Origin of the sequence: Tessaracoccus oleiagri, assembly GCF_900103275.1 — a bacterium.
Classification (GTDB): Bacteria; Actinomycetota; Actinomycetes; order Propionibacteriales; family Propionibacteriaceae; genus Arachnia; species Arachnia oleiagri.
In genome coordinates this window covers 685,442-703,836 of sequence record NZ_FNGP01000001.1, presented here as the reverse complement: position 1 = coordinate 703,836, position 18,395 = coordinate 685,442, and the positions used below count along the sequence as shown (strand labels likewise).

Annotated in this window: 13 protein-coding genes; 7 read left to right on the top strand and 6 right to left on the bottom strand. The window is 61.3% G+C overall.

Annotated elements, in window-relative coordinates:
* Positions 1-40: 40 nt before the first annotated feature.
* Complete coding sequence (gene vsr, locus BLR46_RS03190) at positions 41-433, bottom strand: DNA mismatch endonuclease Vsr (protein ID WP_093248828.1); 393 nt, start codon at positions 431-433, stop codon at positions 41-43.
* 143 nt (positions 434-576) lie between these two features.
* On the opposite strand from vsr, the gene BLR46_RS03185 reads away from it, so the two are divergent.
* Genes BLR46_RS03185 through BLR46_RS03160 form a run of 6 tightly spaced genes read left to right on the top strand, consistent with a single transcriptional unit; the run spans position 577 to position 9,688 of the window.
* Complete coding sequence (locus tag BLR46_RS03185; RefSeq protein WP_176761637.1) at positions 577-3,255, top strand: Z1 domain-containing protein; 2,679 nt, start codon at positions 577-579, stop codon at positions 3,253-3,255.
* Complete coding sequence (locus tag BLR46_RS03180) at positions 3,248-4,222, top strand: PD-(D/E)XK motif protein (protein ID WP_143008193.1); 975 nt, start codon at positions 3,248-3,250, stop codon at positions 4,220-4,222. Before BLR46_RS03185 ends, BLR46_RS03180 begins: the two co-directional genes overlap by 8 nt.
* The gene (locus tag BLR46_RS14795) at positions 4,219-6,390 is read left to right on the top strand and encodes a hypothetical protein (RefSeq protein WP_143008192.1); all 2,172 of its coding nucleotides are present in this window, start codon (positions 4,219-4,221) and stop codon (positions 6,388-6,390) included. Before BLR46_RS03180 ends, BLR46_RS14795 begins: the two co-directional genes overlap by 4 nt.
* A gap of 19 nt (positions 6,391-6,409) precedes the next feature.
* A complete protein-coding gene (locus BLR46_RS14790; RefSeq protein WP_143008191.1) occupies positions 6,410-7,282 on the top strand; it encodes a hypothetical protein in 873 nt (290 codons plus the stop codon).
* Between the two features lie 2 nt (positions 7,283-7,284).
* Positions 7,285-8,370: a DUF6339 family protein gene (locus BLR46_RS03165; protein ID WP_281230822.1), complete on the top strand. Its 1,086-nt coding sequence runs from the start codon at positions 7,285-7,287 to the stop codon at positions 8,368-8,370.
* Between the two features lie 58 nt (positions 8,371-8,428).
* A complete protein-coding gene (locus tag BLR46_RS03160; protein WP_093249553.1) occupies positions 8,429-9,688 on the top strand; it encodes an ATP-binding protein in 1,260 nt (419 codons plus the stop codon).
* On the opposite strand, the gene dcm is transcribed toward BLR46_RS03160, so the two are convergent.
* Positions 9,685-11,619, bottom strand: a complete 1,935-nt coding sequence (gene dcm, locus BLR46_RS03155; RefSeq protein ID WP_093248817.1) for a DNA cytosine methyltransferase — start codon at positions 11,617-11,619, stop codon at positions 9,685-9,687. The two genes, BLR46_RS03160 and dcm, sit on opposite strands and share 4 nt — an antisense overlap.
* Before the next feature lie 434 nt (positions 11,620-12,053).
* Here dcm and BLR46_RS03150 point away from each other — a divergent pair, with 434 nt between their 5' ends.
* Positions 12,054-13,829: a sigma-70 family RNA polymerase sigma factor gene (locus BLR46_RS03150; protein ID WP_176761636.1), complete on the top strand. Its 1,776-nt coding sequence runs from the start codon at positions 12,054-12,056 to the stop codon at positions 13,827-13,829.
* A 334-nt stretch (positions 13,830-14,163) separates the two neighbouring features.
* On the opposite strand, the gene BLR46_RS14785 is transcribed toward BLR46_RS03150, so the two are convergent.
* The 4 genes from BLR46_RS14785 to BLR46_RS03130 all read right to left on the bottom strand — a co-directional run bounded on the left by BLR46_RS14785 (position 14,164) and on the right by BLR46_RS03130 (position 18,395).
* Positions 14,164-15,534 carry an Ltp family lipoprotein gene (locus BLR46_RS14785; RefSeq protein WP_143008189.1) on the bottom strand — a complete coding sequence of 457 codons (1,371 nt, stop codon included), beginning with the start codon at positions 15,532-15,534 and terminating at the stop codon, positions 14,164-14,166.
* Positions 15,535-15,624: 90 nt separating this feature from the next.
* A complete protein-coding gene (locus BLR46_RS03140; RefSeq protein ID WP_093248811.1) occupies positions 15,625-16,152 on the bottom strand; it encodes a hypothetical protein in 528 nt (175 codons plus the stop codon).
* A 106-nt stretch (positions 16,153-16,258) separates the two neighbouring features.
* On the bottom strand, positions 16,259-17,716 hold the full coding sequence (locus tag BLR46_RS03135) for a sulfatase family protein (RefSeq protein WP_093248809.1): 1,458 nt from the start codon (positions 17,714-17,716) through the stop codon (positions 16,259-16,261).
* 25 nt (positions 17,717-17,741) lie between these two features.
* Positions 17,742-18,395: an SRPBCC family protein gene (locus BLR46_RS03130; protein ID WP_093248807.1), complete on the bottom strand. Its 654-nt coding sequence runs from the start codon at positions 18,393-18,395 to the stop codon at positions 17,742-17,744.

The window sequence follows — 18,395 nt, the reverse complement described above, 5'->3', positions numbered from 1 at the left end:
CGTCCATGCTTGGGAGATACGGCCCCACCGCGAGCCATCACTATCGGGGTCGGTCAGGCTCTTCGTGGTTATCCAAGGCGCCAATCACCAAATCCGCAGCCTCCGCAGCTGATACGTGTTCCCAGACTCGCACCACCGTCCATCCCAAGTCTCGCAAAAGCTGACCTGTCGCAGTGTCGCGCTCACGATTTGAACGCAGCTTCGCCTCCCACCAATCTACATGTGTCTTCGGCGTAACGCGGTGGTCGGGGCAATCGTGCCAGAAGCAGCCATCCACGAAGACGGCAACCTTCTGCTTCGGAAACGCGACATCGATTGAGCGACGCCTGTTACCTGGCACGGGATAATGGATCCGGAACCTGCGGCCTCGGCGATGGAGTTCTCTGCGCAGGGCAACCTCTGGCAACGTGTCCCGTCGCGCCACTTTCGACATCCTGGCTGCAACACCCGACGACGTCGCCTTGGGCTTCGGAAGGGACGAATCTAAGTTCATCTTCACATTTTAGTCTCTCTGTCGTCACCGCTCGACCTGGGCAGCAGAAACGTTGTAGCATGCCCACATCAAGCGGGAGGGCCATGAGCGATTTCATCCAGAGCGCAATAATCCAAGCGATGCGGGCACGGGGCTACAACTTGGAGCAGGCTCGGCTCGCTGCGGTTCAAGGGCTAGCGCAGCTCCCAGGTGCCGAACAACTCGTAAGCGAAGCTGTGGCAGCCATCAAGAAGCAGGCCCTTGCGATCACCATGCTCGAGCGGCTACCGGGAGTCGTCGCTCCGGCTGTCCATGAGGACCTCAAGGAGGGACCTTGGTACACGGGACCCCTCGAGGACGCGACATCTATCTGGTCTCGGCTCAAGACAAGGCTTGAAGGCAGCTTGGGCAGTGCTCTTCCCAGTCTAGATGAAGCGTCCTCGAAAGTTGTCGGCCATCTTGCTCAGCCGAAGGTCAGAAATCTGAAGAAGCGCGGTCTGGTACTCGGGTATGTGCAGTCTGGCAAGACAGCTAACTACACCGCAGTCATGGCTAAAGCCGCGGATGCTGGATACAAGACGTTCATCGTCCTCTCCGGGATGCACAACAACCTGCGGAAGCAGACCCAAGCAAGAATTGACAGGGATCTCGATACTCACTCCTCGGACTGGCTCAGACTGACAACGACCGAAGCAGACTTCGGTGCAGTGGTCGACGGAAACGCGCTAGTCGCCAAGGGCGTGCGCTGTGTCGCAGTCGTAAAAAAGAATGCGACCCGCCTCACGAATCTCAGGGACTGGCTCCGCGATATCGATCCCGCATTGCGTGCCCGATCACCCATCTTGATCATTGATGACGAAGCCGACCAAGCGACACCGAACAGCCTTGCCGCAAAGAACACAATTTCGGCTATTAACCGGCTCCTCCGAGAGATATGGGCCGAAGTCAACAACGGCACTTACGTCGGATACACGGCGACACCGTTTGCCAATATCTTCATGGATCCGGATGACGAGACCGAACTCTATCCTGCCGACTTCATCTTCGATCTCCCACAAGCCGAAGAGTATTTCGGAGCGGAGCGCATATTTGGTCGAGTCGCCCTGGACGACGCTGATGACCCCGACGACGGCTTGGACGTGGTCCGAACGATCGATCCTGACGAAGCCTCAGCCCTGAGCCCACGAGCGAACGAGCGACACGACCACGACCCCGATCTGCCCCCTTCACTGATAGACGCTGTCCGATGGTTCTTGATCGCGACGGCAGTCCGCCGGATTCGTGGTCAGGAGATGGAGCACAGCAGCATGCTGGTGCACACGACGGCCTACATTGAGCCGCACTTCGCGATGAAGCATCGGCTCTCTGCACTCCTCGATCAGTTCTCGATTGCTCTCGCCGACGAAGAGGAGCCTTGGAAGGCGTTATTCCGCAAAGAAATTGGCGCGGTTTCCGGCCTGAACCAATTTGAGGCACCTAGCTGGGACCAAGTGCGCGCACAACTCCCCAGCGTCCTTGGCGATGCGCGCGTCGTCGTCGATAACGGCTCCTCAAACGACCGGCTCGATTATGGGCGCATTGATGCGGAAGGAGAGCCGATTCCTGAGGTCGTGATCGCCGTTGGGGGTAGCACCCTTTCACGCGGCCTCACCCTTGAGGGGCTGATCGTTTCCTATTTCGTGAGGTCCTCGAGCACTTACGACACGTTGCTGCAGATGGGCCGATGGTTCGGCTTTCGCACCGGTTATGAAGATCTGCCGAGGATCTGGGTGACCGATGATCTTCTCGACGATTTTCGATTCTTGGCCTTGGTTGAAGAAGAATTGCGCCGTGATATGCGCCGACTCGAGTCGCTCAGCGTCACCCCTAAGCAGTTCGGTGTTCGGGTACGGGCGCATCCTGGTCGCCTGTCGATCACCAGCCGAAACAAGATGGTCCACGCAGACTTGGTGAGGGTCAGCTATTCAGGCCAGCGGCACCAGACCATCGTCCTTCACGAGAAGGATGGCGCGAAACTCAACGACAATCTCGAAGCCGTCAAACGACTCCTCCACACCTGCAAAACGTGTGCGGAGCCGGGCGGGCTACGCCTTCCCGCGCACACACAATTCCATGGGATTCCGCGTGAAGTGATCAGCGACTTTCTCAAGAGATACCACTTCCACCCCGACCAACCGGGACTTCGGCGCGATCACATCACGGGTTGGCTAGACACGGCCGCACGGGATATAGAATGGAACGTAGTTGTGATGGGTACTACAAAGACCCTAATGAAGAACAATGAGCCAGTCGTGCTGGGAACAGTCGACTTGGGCCTCGGGTATCCAGTACCAATGGTCAATCGATCCGCGCTCACCTCGCCGGGCCCTGGCACGGCAAACATCAAAGCACTGCTCTCTCAATCTGACTGGCTAGCCGACTTCCCACCATCCAAGGTAAGGGAGCTGGCGCCTAAGTCCCAGGACGACTACCGCAGAATCCGGTTCGCGCACCCTGGCCAGAGTGGTCTACTGATCATCTACGTGGTGAGCCCAAAGTCCATTCCATTACGCGCGACACAAGAGGGTCACCGCCGGCCGTTGGCGGCCGTCGCACCGGTGGTGGGACTTGGCTTCGTATTCCCTGAGACGTTCGCTGGTGTCCAAAACGCGGAAGGCGACTATTACTCGGTGAGGCCTGACTGGGCCGAGACACTCGAAGAAGTCGAAGACGCACTACCTCAAGACAATGAGGACTCCACGAAAATCACTGCCAAGGATCTCGAGGGTCTGACAATTGGCTAGAGACATCGCCACCGAGTTTGTGCTTCTCAGGGCTGCCGAGGCGAACGTCCGAGCAACGCAATACGCCACGCGGCCTCTAGGAGCCGGCATGTTCGCCGCGTTGGACCAACATGGGGTAAAGAACCTTCTCGTCCCCATCCCCTCGAACCAGCTCCCACTGCACGAGGACTTGGGCAGCCGAGGGGCGCACTTAGTCGCTACCAACGTGCTGGTCGATGGAAGCGCCCAACAGTACGCGTCACTCCGTTGTGTGGAACAGGATCTCGATCTCGTCTTCGACCGTCTCGCCTCCGATGTCGTCACGCGCGTCTTTGAGCAGAATCTAGAGCCGCTTGACGCCTGCCGTCGGTCACTGGACGACTGGCGCGCGCTCCTCAGGAAGTCGAGCAGCCTCGCCGCGTCTCAAGTAGTCGGCCTTCACGCAGAGCTTGAGCTGCTGCGGAGGCTAGGCGAGGCAGACCCTAGCGCGGCAATGGCTTGGTGGGTGGGCCCACGACATGCCGTCCACGACTTCGTGAATGGACCGAGGGCGTTGGAGGTCAAGGGTACCTCTACCAGGGAGGGTCAGTTCATAGCTATACATGGTCTCGATCAACTCGACCGAGGAACGCTTGCGGAACTCCATCTGGCCGTGGTCCGATGTCGCGAATCGTCTATGGGCGCGTCGCTGGACGACAGAATTCGCGCGCTCATCGATCTTGGTTTCCCTCGGAGCTTGCTCGTCGAACGAGTCGCGGAGGCTGGCTATCTGTTCGAGTCGACCCCCGGCGGCGCGACTTACGAGATCAACGATATCCGGTACTGGCCCGTTGACGACGAGTTTCCCGGGCTTCGTCGCACCCAGATGCCGACGCACCTCCAAAAAGGTGTCAGTGGCGTGCAGTACCACTTGTCCTTGGAGGCCCTACCCGAGCCTCTGTCCGAATCAGAAGTGAAGGGGCTTTTCCAGCGTTGGAACACTCTATGACTGACCTCGAAGCAGCCTTAGCGCCTGTTAGAGCCTTTCACTACGATGAAGAGGTCTCCCCGCGTTCGGTGCTGATGGCGCACATACGCGCGCAGGGGGCTTGGGCAACGAAAAAGACGGTCAGCGCGGCTGAAGCTTGGCTCGCACAAGGCTACAGCTTCGCTAAATCGGCCAGGATGGCCATCGGGCATCCTGCTTCGCCCCGGCGCGCGTCGGTAGAGCGAAAGGCAGACTCATCAGCTGAGTCCTCAGCTGCAGCACGTCGGGGTGACACTGCGGCAACCCACGCCCTTCCGTCCCTCAGCCAGAGCGCCAAGGTGGTGCACCGAGGCGAGGTCACGCCGCCACCCTCCGATTTTGGGACCCTTCAGTGGTTCCCCAAACGCAATTCGATGGGCGATCTGAACGGCAGCGGCGCCGTCAAGCTGCTGGGAACGCCAAACGTACCCCTCTCAACGGTGCTGGTCCGTGAGACGGCCCAGAACAGCTGGGATGCCCGCTTGGGACACGCTCCGGTCTCATACAGCGTGAATTTACGGACGCTCTCCGGTGACGAGATCGCCACCCTCGACAGCTTGATATTCCCAGGTGAAGCGACTGGCCTTGGGCTCAAAGACGCCCTAAGAGCTACCGAGGTTCGAGTACTGGAAATCTCAGATCGAGGGACCATGGGGCTGAGTGGGCCGATTCGTAGTGATTTAGAGATTCCTGAGGGGGGACCAAGAAATTTCGTTGACTTGGTCTTCAATATCGGTGCCCCAAGAGATGTTCACTTGGGTGCAGGCACGTATGGGTTCGGGAAGACTATCGCTTACCGTACCAGCAGGGTTGGCACCGTGCTCTTTTGGTCGCGGAGCATTGAAGGCGACGTGATCGAGGACCGACTCATAGGTTCAGCCTTTGGCCCAAGTTTCACCCGCGGTGGTTATCAATATACGGGTCGTCATTGGTGGGGCAGCCTCGTCGATGACGGCCAACGCGTGGAACCTTGGGTCGGGCACCGCGCGGCCGAAATGGCCCACTCAGTTTTCGAAGCGCGTTTTGCCGATAACCAGACAGGCACGAGCCTGATGATCATCGATCCAGACCTTGGCGGCGCCGACGCGGCTGAAGACGTAAAGCGCTTGGCAGATGCAATCGTTTGGAACCTGTGGCCCAAGCTGCTACCAACCTCACTCGGTATCCAGCCGATGCGCATCGAGCTACTCCATGAGGGCCAAGCCGTTGCCCTCCCCAGCTTGGATGACCACCCAGTCCTGTGTGGTTTCGCCGAGGCCCTTCAGATCACTCGGGCAGCTCAAAACAAGCAGACTTACTCTCCCAAGTTTGACACGCGGGTCATTGAAATCTGGTCACAGAGACCAAAAGCTCTGCTGGGACACCTAGCCGTTACGCGCTTTCCAAGGCAGTTGATGACAGAGGGTCCCCCCAGTGAGACCGAGTCGGTTCATAGTCCCGCAGCGCACATTGCTTGGATGCGCCATGACGCCGAACTCATAGTGAGATACGACGAACGTCAACGGCTGGAGACCGACTTCCTTCAATGGGCTGCGGTCTTCAAGCCCACAGCGACATTTGATGACAGCTTCGCAGCAGCTGAACCTCCAGCGCACGATGACTGGATCCCTGAGTCGCTGTCCGACCGGAGAATGGCCAGCCACGTGAGGATCGCTATTCGACGAACTAGGGAGCAAGTGGCCGAGTTACTTCGACCTGCCGCGCCCACATCTTCCTCGGATGAGGGCCGTGCTTCAGTGGCCGAGCTCGCCGACAGCTTAGCTAAGCTGATCGGGGGCGTTCCTGGAAGCAGACCTCGGAAAGTTGGGGCAAGCCCATCGCGATCAGGGAGTAAATCCAAGCGGCCGAGCGCGAGACTCTATCGAAAGGAGCTCGGGCAGGCCCACAACGGAAGGCGGAGGGTCGGCTTCTTGATTGGGGTAGAATCGGCCGCTGAACCAGTGACAATCAGAGCGTCCTACGGGGCCGCCACGGAAGCTGCCCCCATCAAGGATGAAGACCTTGTGCGCCTGGTTGGGTGGTCCCGTGAGGGCGACGCCGACATCAAACCCACCGATTTCATGGAGGTCAGTCCCGGCATGAAGTACTGGTTCTATCTTGATGCCGAGGCTGACATGGCCGTCAGCGCGAACTTTACCGTGGGGGCTTGAGAGGATGGTCGCAGCTCGCGTGCTTCCACATTTAGAAGCCGCCACGGACTCGATTGAGTGGGGCAGCTGGTGGGTGTCAACACAAGGATCTCGTTCGATCGCAGAGGGTAACGTCCAGAACTGGGATTATTCGACCGCGATCACGTTCGAGCTCCAACCCGCGGTGGATAAGGACGTATTTCTTGAAAGCACGGGCCTTGATGATCTCGACCTGTGCGAAATCGTTGCCATCGCTGAGTGTGCGGCGACTGGGTATAGACACGCCACCCGACACAATCTTGCCGAGATGTTCTCCAGCAGCGAAAAGGTTCTCGCTATCGAACCCTCTCCCAGCACGCTCGCGCAATCCGTCCGGCTCATGGCCCATGTAGTCCTAGCGCGCAATCTAGATCGAGTGCCGAACAATGTTGCATCGCGCCGCGGAGCGCGTCTGGCGCAGTCGACTCCTATAACGTTGCAACTTGAAGGTGACGGCTCCCGCTTTCCTACTGAGGCGGTAAGTTTCCGATCGCTGGGGCTTGACGAAGCGCTTTGGTCTCTACGTTACGACTTGTCACAACCCGAGGAAATGTTCACGACAGCCGTCAGACTTTTCATCAACACGGACCATCCCCGTGCCGAGCAACTGTTGGATGGGTCGCACCCCGAAGCAACTTTGATCAAGTCCGCTCTGGAAACAGACATCGTACGGCAGCTGTTGGCGGGGGCGGCCGAATTTTCAGACCTATTCATACGCAGGGACTGGCCGGAAGCATCGACTGGAGAAACTCTGGAGAGCCTCGCGGAATCTTTCTTCGGTCACTCGTTGGAAGAATTGCTCCGGCGGAGATCGCTCGACCTGATTGAATTCGAGCGTCTCCTCCAAGCCCGCACTGACATGTTCGGTGCGTGAAGATGAACTCCTACTTCGCCTACCCGCGCCTTCCCGACGGCGACACACTTGCGCTTCATAAGGTGATCGTCGAGACAGCGTCAACAGCGCCTGGACGACTAGGCGCTTTGGCCGCGACATCGCATCCCCGTGCGCAAGCGGTTCCCACTGGAGCTCAGATCGCGACCGAGGCTCATATCGAGTGGGTCCGCTCGCGGGTGCACGCGGATCTGGAACGCTGGGGCACAGGTTCCCCGGTCCCGCGTACAGAAACAGTCTCCTTCGACCGCGCTCTAGGAGCTTCTCTGTTTGAACATTTGCAGATCATGCCAGCCGACGCTGGGCACGAAACTACTTGGAATTTCCTGACCGCTGTAGTGTTTCCTGACATAGCTTGGGCGCGATTCCCCGAGCTTCATCCGGATCGAGTGTTGGGTAAGCGGCATAGGAACACCCTGAGGAGGGCCTGGTATAGGCATTCCGTCCTTGGGGACCTACAGGCGCATGCACACCGCCCATTGGGTGAAGATGAGATGACCGGCCTGTTCGAGCGCCCGACACTCGCCATGAATCCTACTCTCATCCGGCTGCTGGCCAAGATGATTATCGAATCCGATATCGAGCCGAGAACAGATTATGCGCGTCACCTCACAAAGCGGGCTACGGCCTTGACGGGGACGTATATGTTGGACGGCCTCGACGCTGAAGAGATACGCGAACTGCTCGATCCGAACCACAGGACCGACGGCGGGGAAGCCACGCCAAGCTCCTCGGGAGCGATGGAACGACATTTGCAAAGGCGCCACGACGCGAACGATCTAGTAGCAGAGTTCCATAGAGAGATGGTGGAGCTGTGCGAACGAATGAGCAATGAGGCAGGCCATCGCCCGATCTCTCTCCGCCACATGGTCGAGCGCGCTGGCGGACTCGAGGCGGCCCGCTTGAGCGTGAGCGGACCTCATCGATCCGAAACCTTCATTGATTTGAGGATCAAAGGACGACTGGACCTGACTGTAGAGAGCCTCGTCATACGCAGCGAGTTTCGTGGCCTATTTCCGCGCAGCGTCGTCGATCAGGCGGAACAGCGCTTGGAAGAGGCACGGCGCTAAACATTTGTGCGATCTCGGCGTAGCAACTAACCTGGGACCAGCCTACCTCTGAGGGATGATGAACAGCCAGCACTCATTTGCCGTACCGCCGTCCGCCTCACGGCTCACCCAATCGCTTCGGGACGTCGGCTACGACTTTCCCTCGGCGATTGCCGACGTCGTCGATAACAGCATCGCGGCGGGGGCGCGTCGTATCCACGTTCACATCGAGTTCGCCGGCGCCGATAGCTTCGTAACCATCGCTGATGACGGATGTGGGATGAGCGCCAACCAAGTGACGGAGGCCCTTCGGTTCGGTTCTCGCCGTGAGTACGGAGTCGGGGACCTGGGCCGTTACGGGCTGGGACTCAAGACGGCCTCATTGTCCCAAGCGCGCTCTGTCAGCGTCGTGAGCCAGTCCCGGACCGGCGTGGTGACCGCCCGCACACTTGACTTGGACCTGATCGAAGAACTGGATGAGTGGATCATCATCGATCCTGGGCAGAGCCCCGCCGTGAGTCGGTCGCGCTCCCTCCTCGCCACGGGCTTCCGGACCGTCATTACTTGGCAGAATCTGGACCGAGTGCTCGTAGCCAACAGACCCGATGGTGCTCACTCGCGCCGTCGCGTGATGAACCTTATCGGTAGCACCAGCCAGCACTTGGCTATGGTGTTCCACCGCCTGCTCGGGCGGATCCGAATCTTTGTTAATAACGAGGAACTGAGCCCTTGGGATCCGTTCGCGCGAAACGAGGCCCGAACACAGGAACTGCCGCCCGTGGTGTTCGAGGTAGAGACACCGGAAGGAACGGGGGTCGCGTCAGTTCGCCTCGAGCGTTTCGTCCTGCCTTCTCGCGACCAATTCTCATCGTCCGACGCGTTCGAGTCCCTGTCAGGACCTCTGAAATGGAACCGCCAGCAAGGTCTATACATCTATCGCGCGGACCGCTTGGTGCAATGGGGGGGGTGGGCTGGGGCTCGTGCGATCGATGAACACACGAAACTAGCGCGGGCAGCGCTTAGCTTCGATACTCCGTTGGATGACTTGTTCAACACAAACGTCGCGAAAATGCGGGTTTCCATACCCTCTGCCGTACGCCAACAGATGACGCCAGCGATTCAAGAACTGTGCCAAGAAGCCGGCAAGGTCTACCGGCAAGCTAGTCTCCGCAGAGGGAGTACTTCCCGTCGAGACGGTGTAGCAGCGAGTGAAGGAAGGAGCCTGGGCGTTGCCCTCCAGATGGCTGCACTGCTCGAGGGTGAATCAGAGTCGCTGGCAAGAGTCATCCGCCGCCTCAAGACTGAGAATCCAGACGCAGCCAATGCCCTTGGGCTTTAGAAGAGCTGCTGCTTGGCCAACCCTCTGCGCTTTCCTGCCTCTACGCAGTGTTGCCGTAGTGGACATTCAGAGCAGACCGGGTCCTCGGGGCGGCAAATGCTTTGGGCAACTTCGACAAGCGCCAGATGAGCGAGCCTGGCATGCCCTCCACCACCGATGAGACGCGCCACGGCAAGCCGGCCGTCCGTTCTGGTGTTCTTCTGATCCACGCTACTTCCCCAAAACCGGGCAACTGGTCGTAGTACGCCGCGCGTCGTGAGGACCGGTTCAGCATCAAGTTCGCCGTCCTCAAGCCCACAAACCAACATCATCAGGTCGCGTCGAGCTGGGGGAACGTCCGAGCTCCTCATCAACCATGAGTCGCTGTCGACTCTCGGAGCAGCCTCTGCGAGGCGAAGTACAAGGGACAACTTTGTGACCTTGTCCAAAACCCTGCCCACCGTTTCCAAAAGAGCGCGTGAGTTCCGGATTCTGACGGGATCAGACAGATCGCGAAGAGCAGGCCACACAGAGCGGACCTGGATCGCGTCGGCGCGCTCCAGCAGCGTTTCTCCGAGCAGAACTGACCAAGCGGACCCGGACCGCAACCATGGCCGCTGCAATTCCTTCTCAGACATCCCATTGTACCAATTGGCGAGATCCGATGAGAGGCTTCGGGTGCTCCAGTCCCGGCGCTCACTTCGTTCCATGGCGGATTTTATTGCCGATCCCATTGCTGCTCCCAGTAACGGCGGAACAGCATTACCTATCTGTGTGAACGCTGCGCTGGGGGGACCAGCGAATCTATACCAGTCAGGAAAGCTTTGCAGGCGCGCCGCTTCACGTACACTCAACGTCCGGTCTTGGCGCGGGTGGATGTACCAGTAACCGTCCTTGGCAATGTGCGCTGTAATCGTGCGGGAAAGATCGTTTTCGTCGAGGCGTTTGTATTTGTCATCAAAGATGTCGTCTCGGTACCTGCGAAGCTCTGGAGCCAAGTCGGAGTATTTCGTCTTTGCATCCATCATCGCAAAGGCTTTTGCGTCATCATCTCGAACAGGTCGAGTGATGTGATCATATACACGGTCAGCGTGACGAGCGTCGACCCTTTCGCGCATTTGTTTCTGATATGAAGACACCGGACCGTCGTATGGGACATACCCGTCAGCCCCTCCTTCGGGCCTGAAGCCGCCCTCGATCTGGGGGAGATCACCGATTGCGTTCCAGACGGTCGTCCGCGTGGATGACGTTTCTGGCCATTCGAAATCGATACCGTCCCTTAGGGCGACGAGAATGAGGCGCTGGCGGTGCTGGGGCACGCCCCATCTCCATGTGTCTGCCACTCGCTCCTCTACCGCGTAGCCGATCTGCTCTAGTTCAGCGACCATGGTACGGAGGATGAACATCTCGCGGTCCAACGCCATGTCGGGCACGTTCTCCATGAGAACAGCGCGTGGCCTAGCAATCTTCACGACTTCCAAGAACGCGCGCCAGAGGTCACGCCGCTCATCGTGCGGATCTCGTAGGCCCTGTTGAACGCGGTAGCGGATGCCCGACCGCCCTGCCTTGGAGAAGGGTTGGCACGGGGGGCCGCCAGCAACCAAATCGATCCGGAGCTCCGCAATCAGTTCTGCCAGCTCCTCGATCCGGTCGGGGTCGGACAGGTCCCAGTCGACAGAGAGGCCTGGGAAGTGATGGCTGTGCGTTTCCACTGCCTCGGCAAAATGGTCACTACTGAGGACAACGGCGTAGCCAGACTCCTGCAGTCCCAGACTCAGTCCTCCCCCTCCAGCAAACAGATCGGCCGCCAGCAGAGCTCCTGGATCCTCCGAGCGTAGCCTCTTCACGAACTCGCGCAGCTCGTCCGCAGAACTGCAATGGTCAGGGTGGGGATCTAGGCGAACAAACGGCCCTCGCACGAGACGGACCCCGATACTGCCCTTCTTTGCCACGAAGCCCTCCCACTCGATGCTGGTCCACTATGTCAACCCGGCAAGGGTAGTCTATTTGTTTGGTACGACTTCCCAGAACTTTGGCCTCCGACGGCGTTGGCCAAGTCGAGTACCGGAACCTGTCTGTGGCCACGGCTAGCCTTCAGGCAGAGCAGGCATGGCCCTGGGAGATCGAGGAGGAAGACGGTTCGATGGCTGAGACTGCGGCAGGTCTTTGGCAGCCCATACAGGGCCTGGCCCAGCCGGTGCACCGAGACTCCTCGCCAAGGCGTAGCTTCGCAAGACTCGACGGAAGCACGAGCGTGCACTCGCCACATGCGGCTGCTCCGCCCGCGGAGGGCTTGCGCGCGATGATATTGGACATCGTAGAAGGCCTATACGTCTACGAGGTCGGTGAAAGTTCTGCAGTCTCGCGACTGGGCATTGAGGAGTTCATGTCCGCCGTGTCGGGAGCTGAGGCGCGCCTGCTCAAGGCGGCCTTCGGAAGCGCCCTTGGCGGCGCCATCAACCGACAAGATCCGCGTGTCATCGGTCCCTTGGCTCCGCTCATGCGGTGTCTCAAACTGCCAAGCCCATGGCGTGCAGTACATGTCGCCGGCAGGGGTGCCGCATCCGCCACCGAACTCGTACAGCGAACCTTCCCTCGCGGTGCGACGTTTGGTGATGCAGGGGTCACGGATGCTGAGCTTTGGCTTGGAAACGCGACGTGCCGCGAGCTAGTTGGCGCCTATGTCAATCCCGAACAAGTTCCAACCCAGAGCGCGGTACGTCCCTGCGTGGTCTTTACCACCGCCCCTAGCGTGAACGCCGCTGTTAACTGGGATGTCGCACATCAATGGTCGCTTCTCACGATTGATCCGACATTTACCCAGGACTTCGAGACTGCTTGGCATGTACTGGAGGCCTTGGTAGATCCGCGTACGATCAGCTCAGTCCGAGATATTGATCCTAGTCTCCATGACGAAGTGCTCGCCGTCGCTAGACAAGCAGAAGAAGACGCTGATCTCGACATGAAGCACGCGCTCCGCTCCGCGCTGAGACCCTCGAACGAGTCACCCGACTGTGCTGCAACGCCAGGAAAGCCGGCCGAGGACACACGCCACTTCCGCCACGGGCGGAACGGAGCTGGGGGCGCCGAGTCCTGCCGCAGGACGCAAGAGCCTCAAGAGAGCGACACAGCGGGCAGAGCTGCAGATTCAGGCGCTCAGTTGGTCACGCTCATTCAAGTAGCAACGACGAGCCTAGGTACATCGGATCACGATCCGTCTGACGGTTCGCCCGAAGGCCCCCTTTTCGGCGAGGTCCAAGAGTCGCTCGCAATCTATCTGACCCAAATCCGTAAAATACCTCTCCTGCGGGCAGACCAAGAAGTGGAACTCGAAAAACAGATCGAGGCCGGCCTCTATGCGCAGCACGTGTTGGAGCAACGCCGTCACGCCATGGCGCAGGAAACAGTTGACCTGTACCAAGAAATGATTGACATTGGCATGAGCGCCAAGGCAAATATGATAGTCTCAAATTTGCGCTTGGTGGTCCAGATAGCTAGACGATACGTGGGACGTGGGCTGCCCCTGCTGGATTTGATTCAGGAGGGCAACCTTGGCTTGATTCGAGCAGTCGAGAAGTTCGACTTCACCAAAGGTTACAAGTTCTCGACATACGCAACTTGGTGGATCAAGCAGTCCATCACCCGCGCAATGGCCGACCACAGTCGAACCATTCGCATCCCAGTGCATGTTGTCGAAGAGATGAACACGCTCAAGGCAGCTTGTCGTACGCTCAGCACTGGATTGAGCACGTACCCGACGACCGAGCAGCTGGCTGTGGCAACAGGTATGAGCGCTCAAAGAATACGTGAGCTATTGTCGTATGACCTCGTGCCGCTCTGGCTGGAGGCGTCTGTCGGGGGCCCAGGAGATCCGCGACTAGCCGACGTTCTCGAAGATGTCGATGAAATGGGACCATGTGAGTACTTATGCGTCAGCCTCCGCAAAGAAGCAGTAACGTACGCCTTGAGTTTCTTGACCGCTCGAGAGGCCGACGTCATTTCGATGAGATTCGGGCTCTATGATGGGAAGGAAAGGACCTTGGACGAAATTGGCAGACTTTATGGTCTGACCCGCGAACGGATACGCCAAGTTCAGAAGGCCGCGCTGGGGAAATTGTCACTTTCGTACTCCAAGAGGATCCTTGAGGACCACCTTCCATAGCCAAGGGAGTAGCAACCCGTACGCCTCGCCCGAGAGCGGCACTCACCGGAGATCCATCGCGTGCGCGGTCCATGGCCAAGTGATTTATTATGACGGCGACGTCCTGCGACCCCACTGGCCAAGCTTGGCGTAACCGCTCAGGAATAGCGGGTGGTGGGTTCGTGTTGGACCATCGCCAGTGGGTCTTCAAGTGGCGTGAACCAACTCTGCGGGGCAGCGAGCATCGATGCGATCTCGTGGCTCGTAGCCGGTCCGGCGGGTGTTACCGCGGACGGCGTCGGGGACCACCCACGTCGTGAATGGTCCCCGAGTCCATTGAGTTGTTTACTAAGGCCTACGTGAGACCGACCGAAGTGGCGCCATACGCCGCTTGGTCGGCGGTGAAACCGTCGTAGAGAAGCTGGTCGATCATCTCGGCCCGGGTGAAGCTGTCGTACTCAAGGTAGCTCGCGGCCTGGCCGGCCGCCTCCTCCCACCAGTTGGCGCCGGAGTTGCGGACCCCGTACGTGGCCTGGGCCTCGGTGTACCCGTCGTACAGGAGCTGGTCGATCAAGCCCGCCTCGGAGAAGTAGAAGATCTCCAGGTAGCTCTTCGCCTCCCGCAGCGCTTGGGCGTTCCAGTCGGCCCCGATGTGGTCCACCGCGTAGGTGGCGTCCGCCGTCGTGAAGCCCTCGTACTCGAGCTGGTCGATCAGACCCGCGCGCGAGAACGGCATGAAGTCCAGGTACTCCTGGGCGGCGCGCATGGCCTGCGCCTGCGACACCGACTTCTGGGTCCTGGTCAGCGTGACGGTCGGGCTCACGGCGTAGCCGGTGCCGGTGCTGACCACCGCGCGGAACGAGTACGTGCCGGGGGTGTACATCCCGTAGGTGAGCGGCAGCGCGTAGAAACCGGTGGAGCTCGTCATGCCGATGCGGGAGTTGGACCACTGGCCGTTCACCCACGCCTGGACGGTCACCGTGCGGTTGGGGGCGCCGGTCGCCGTGCCCCAGATGTTCGTCGAGAGGCCGACCTCCTTGGAGCCGGCCGTCGACGCGGTGACCGTGACGCTCTGCGTCCGGGTGAGGGTCACCGTCGGGCTCACGACGTAGCCGGCGGTCGTCGTCACCACGACGCGGAAGGAGTACTTCCCCGGGGTGTTCATGCCGTAGGTCAGCGGCAGCGCGTAGAAGCCGGAGGCGTTCGTCGTGCCGATGCGGGAGTTGGACCAGTTGCCGTTCACGAGCGCCTGCACGGTCACCGGCCGGTTCGGGGCGCCCGTGACGGTGCCCCAGACGTTGGTCGCCGCGCCGACCGGCTTGCTGCCCGCCGTCGACGCGGAGACCTTGACGTTCTGCACACGGGTGAGGGTCACCGTCGGGCTCACCACGTACCCGGCCCACGTCTCGGCGACCACCCGGTACGAGTACGTGCCGGGCACGTGGCTGCCGTACGTGAGCGGCAGGGCGTAGAAGCCCGTCGCGTCCGCCTTGCCGATCTGCGACGTGGACCAGTTGCCGTTCACGAGCGCCTGCACGGTCACCCGACTGTCGGGAGCGCCGCTCACGGTGCCCCACACGTTGGTGGCCGCCCCGACGTCCTTGGTGCCCGCCGTCGCCGCGGTCACGGCGACGACGGTGTCATCTGCGAGCGCCGCCGGCGAGGAGAACAGCGCACCCACCAGCAGCAGAAAAGCCGTCAAAAAACTGAGACCCCATTTGGTCATGATTCACGCCCCTTTGCGTTGTTAGCGCTGATGCTAGCAACGACAAAGGGGGCGCGGTGAATCAGGGGTCGTAGAGAGGAAAAGGTTGACTCAGCCGGCGCAGAGATCCATCAGCTCGGTCTGGGACTCCTGGAACGCCGCCACCGCGTCGGTGTAGAGGCCCATGGCGTCCGCGTCCTTCTCCACGTAGGCCTTCTGCAGGGCGTCACGGAGCTCGGCGAGATCCTCGGAGGCGGTGTCGACCGCGGCCTCGACCTCGGCGTTGGAGACATTGTCGGCGGCGGACTCATAGGCCTCGACCACGGTGGACCACGCTTCGACGGCGGCCTCCGGGTCGGTCGTCGACGCGGCGATGTCCTGCAGTTCCTCGCTCGCCTGGGTCATCGGCTCGGCGATGGCCGTGCAGGCCTCGGCGACCGACTGCTCCCCCGTGGCCGGGCTCGAGGAGTCGTCCTCCGTCGGCTCGGCCGACTCGGTGGTCTCGGAAGCCGTCGGATCCGCGGCCGCCGACTCCGTGGGAGTGGTTGGCGCGGAGGTGTCGCTCGGCGTTTCCGAACATGCGCTGACGCCGAAGAGAGTCGCGACGGCGAAGAGTGAGACAACGATGCGGGGAGTCATGGGTCATGCCTTCCGTCGAGCGGCTGGCGCTTCCGCCGACCGGCTGTTTCCGGAGCATAACCCCGGCCCCGGATCACCGATCCAGCGCACGGGCGTCCCGATCCACTCAAACGCTCCAGTCCAGCCGCGGGGTGTCGGGGCCCTGATACGGCTGGTCGCCGTAGTGGCGCTGCAGCCGCTCAAGTTCGGCCTCGAGGTCTCGTCGCACCGCGCGATAGGCCGGCTCGTCGACGACGTTGACCAGCTCGGCGGGATCCTCCGCCAGGTCGTACAACTCGTACTCGACTGGCATCACGCGGTCCGACGAACCTGGTGTCCCGAGGCCGTCGTTGTAGTAGACGATGTACTTGTAGCGCTCGGTGCGCACCCCGTAGTGGGCGGGTGCATGGTGGGCCGGGTCGTCGTGCTCCCAGTAGCGGTAATACATCGACGACGGCCAGTCCGGCACCTCCTCGCCCCGCAGCAGCGCTCGGAAGCTGCGGCCCTGTTGCTGCGGGAGGGAAGTGACCGGGTCGACGCCGCACATGTCCAGGAAGGTGGCGGCGAAGTCGACGTTGGTGATGATCGCCTCGCACCGTGAGCCCGGCGGGATCTCCGCCGGCCAGCGGATCACCAGCGGCATGCCCAGCGACTCCTCGAACATGAGCCGCTTGTCGAACCAGCCGTGGTCGCCGAGGAAGAACCCCTGGTCTGAGGTGTAGACGACGATCGTGTCCTCGGTCAGCCCCTCGCGGTCGAGCCAGTCGAGCAGCCTGCCCACACCGTCGTCGACGGCCTGCACGGTCTGGAGGTAGTCGCGCATGTAGCGCTGGTACTTCCACGACGCGCGCTCGCGGACCGCGTCGGGGCCATCGAGCTCCGGCGGCAGCGGGGCCTTCACGTCTTCGTCGGTGAGGTCGTCCGCGATCGTCATGGCGACGTCGCGCACCACCTCGGCCCGGGTGGCGTGGTCGTCCCACATCGTCTCGGGCTCGGGGATCGAGCCCAGCGGGTAGAGGTCGCGGTGGCGCTCGTGCGGCACCCACGGCCGGTGGGGCGCCTTGTGGTGCACCATCAGGCAGAAGGGACGTTCCTCGTCGCGGCGCGCGAGCCAGTCGAGGCTGAGGTCGGTGATGATGTCGGTCGCGTAGCCGTCGATGACGCCCTCGCCGTCGGGCCCGTACATGAAAGGATCGACGTAGTCGCCCTGGTCGGGGAAGATGCGCCACTCGTCAAACCCCCTCGGCTGAGCCTGCGCGGAGCGGCCCAGGTGCCACTTGCCGAAGAGCGCGGTCTGGTATCCCTCGGACTGCAGCACCTGCGAATACGCCGGCACCCGGTAGTCGAGCTCCGAGTAGATGGAGCACGCCCCGTTGACGTGGCTGTAGGTGCCGGTGAGGATCGTCGCCCGCGACGGGGTGCAGATGGAGTTGGTGCAGAACACCCGGTCGAGCCGGGCGCCCTCGTCGGCGATGCGGTCGATGTTCGGCGTCGAGTTGACCCGGCTGCCGTACGCACTGATCGCGTGGGCGGCGTGGTCGTCGGACATCACGAACAGGAGGTTGGGGCGACGACTGGTGCGCATGCCCCATCCTCCCCCGGGCAGGGTGTCAGGCGACCCCGGTGTAGAAGCTGGTCGTGGCCTTGACGTTGTCGGCGACGACGTCCGGATCGGCCCCCGCCTCGACGTGCGCCCGGCCCCAGGCCTCGGCGGCGCCCGAGTAGAACCGCCGCCCCTCTTCGGTACCCGCCCAGGCGGCGGCCTCAGCCGGCGAGAGGGAGCCCTCCGTCGCGCCGAGGTGCAGCCCGAGGCCGAGCAGGCCTCCGTCCCAGCCGACGCCCGTGGCGCCCGGACCGTACGTCTGCCACATCTCCGCGGGGATGTCGGCCACCCGGGCAACGTGTTCAAGCACGAACCGCGTCGACTCCCCCTGTCCCTCGAGCCGGACGGTCACCCACGACTTGCCGCCCCCGAACTCCCACGTGATCCGGTACCCGGCCCGGCCATCGGCCGGGGGCTCGCACTCGAGCACCTCGCCGCCGGCGTTGCCCTCGAGTTGGTAGCGGCCACCGAGCCGCAGGTCGCCGCTCACGGGCAGGAACCAGCGCACGATGCGCTCCGGGTTCGTCACGGCGTCCCAGACGTCGTCGATCGGCGACGGATACGTCTGCTCGAGGCTCTGGACGTGCGACTCCTCGCCGTCGCGCTGCTCGGTGCTGACGCGACGGCTGACCGCGCCCAACTGGCTGATGACGTCGACCAT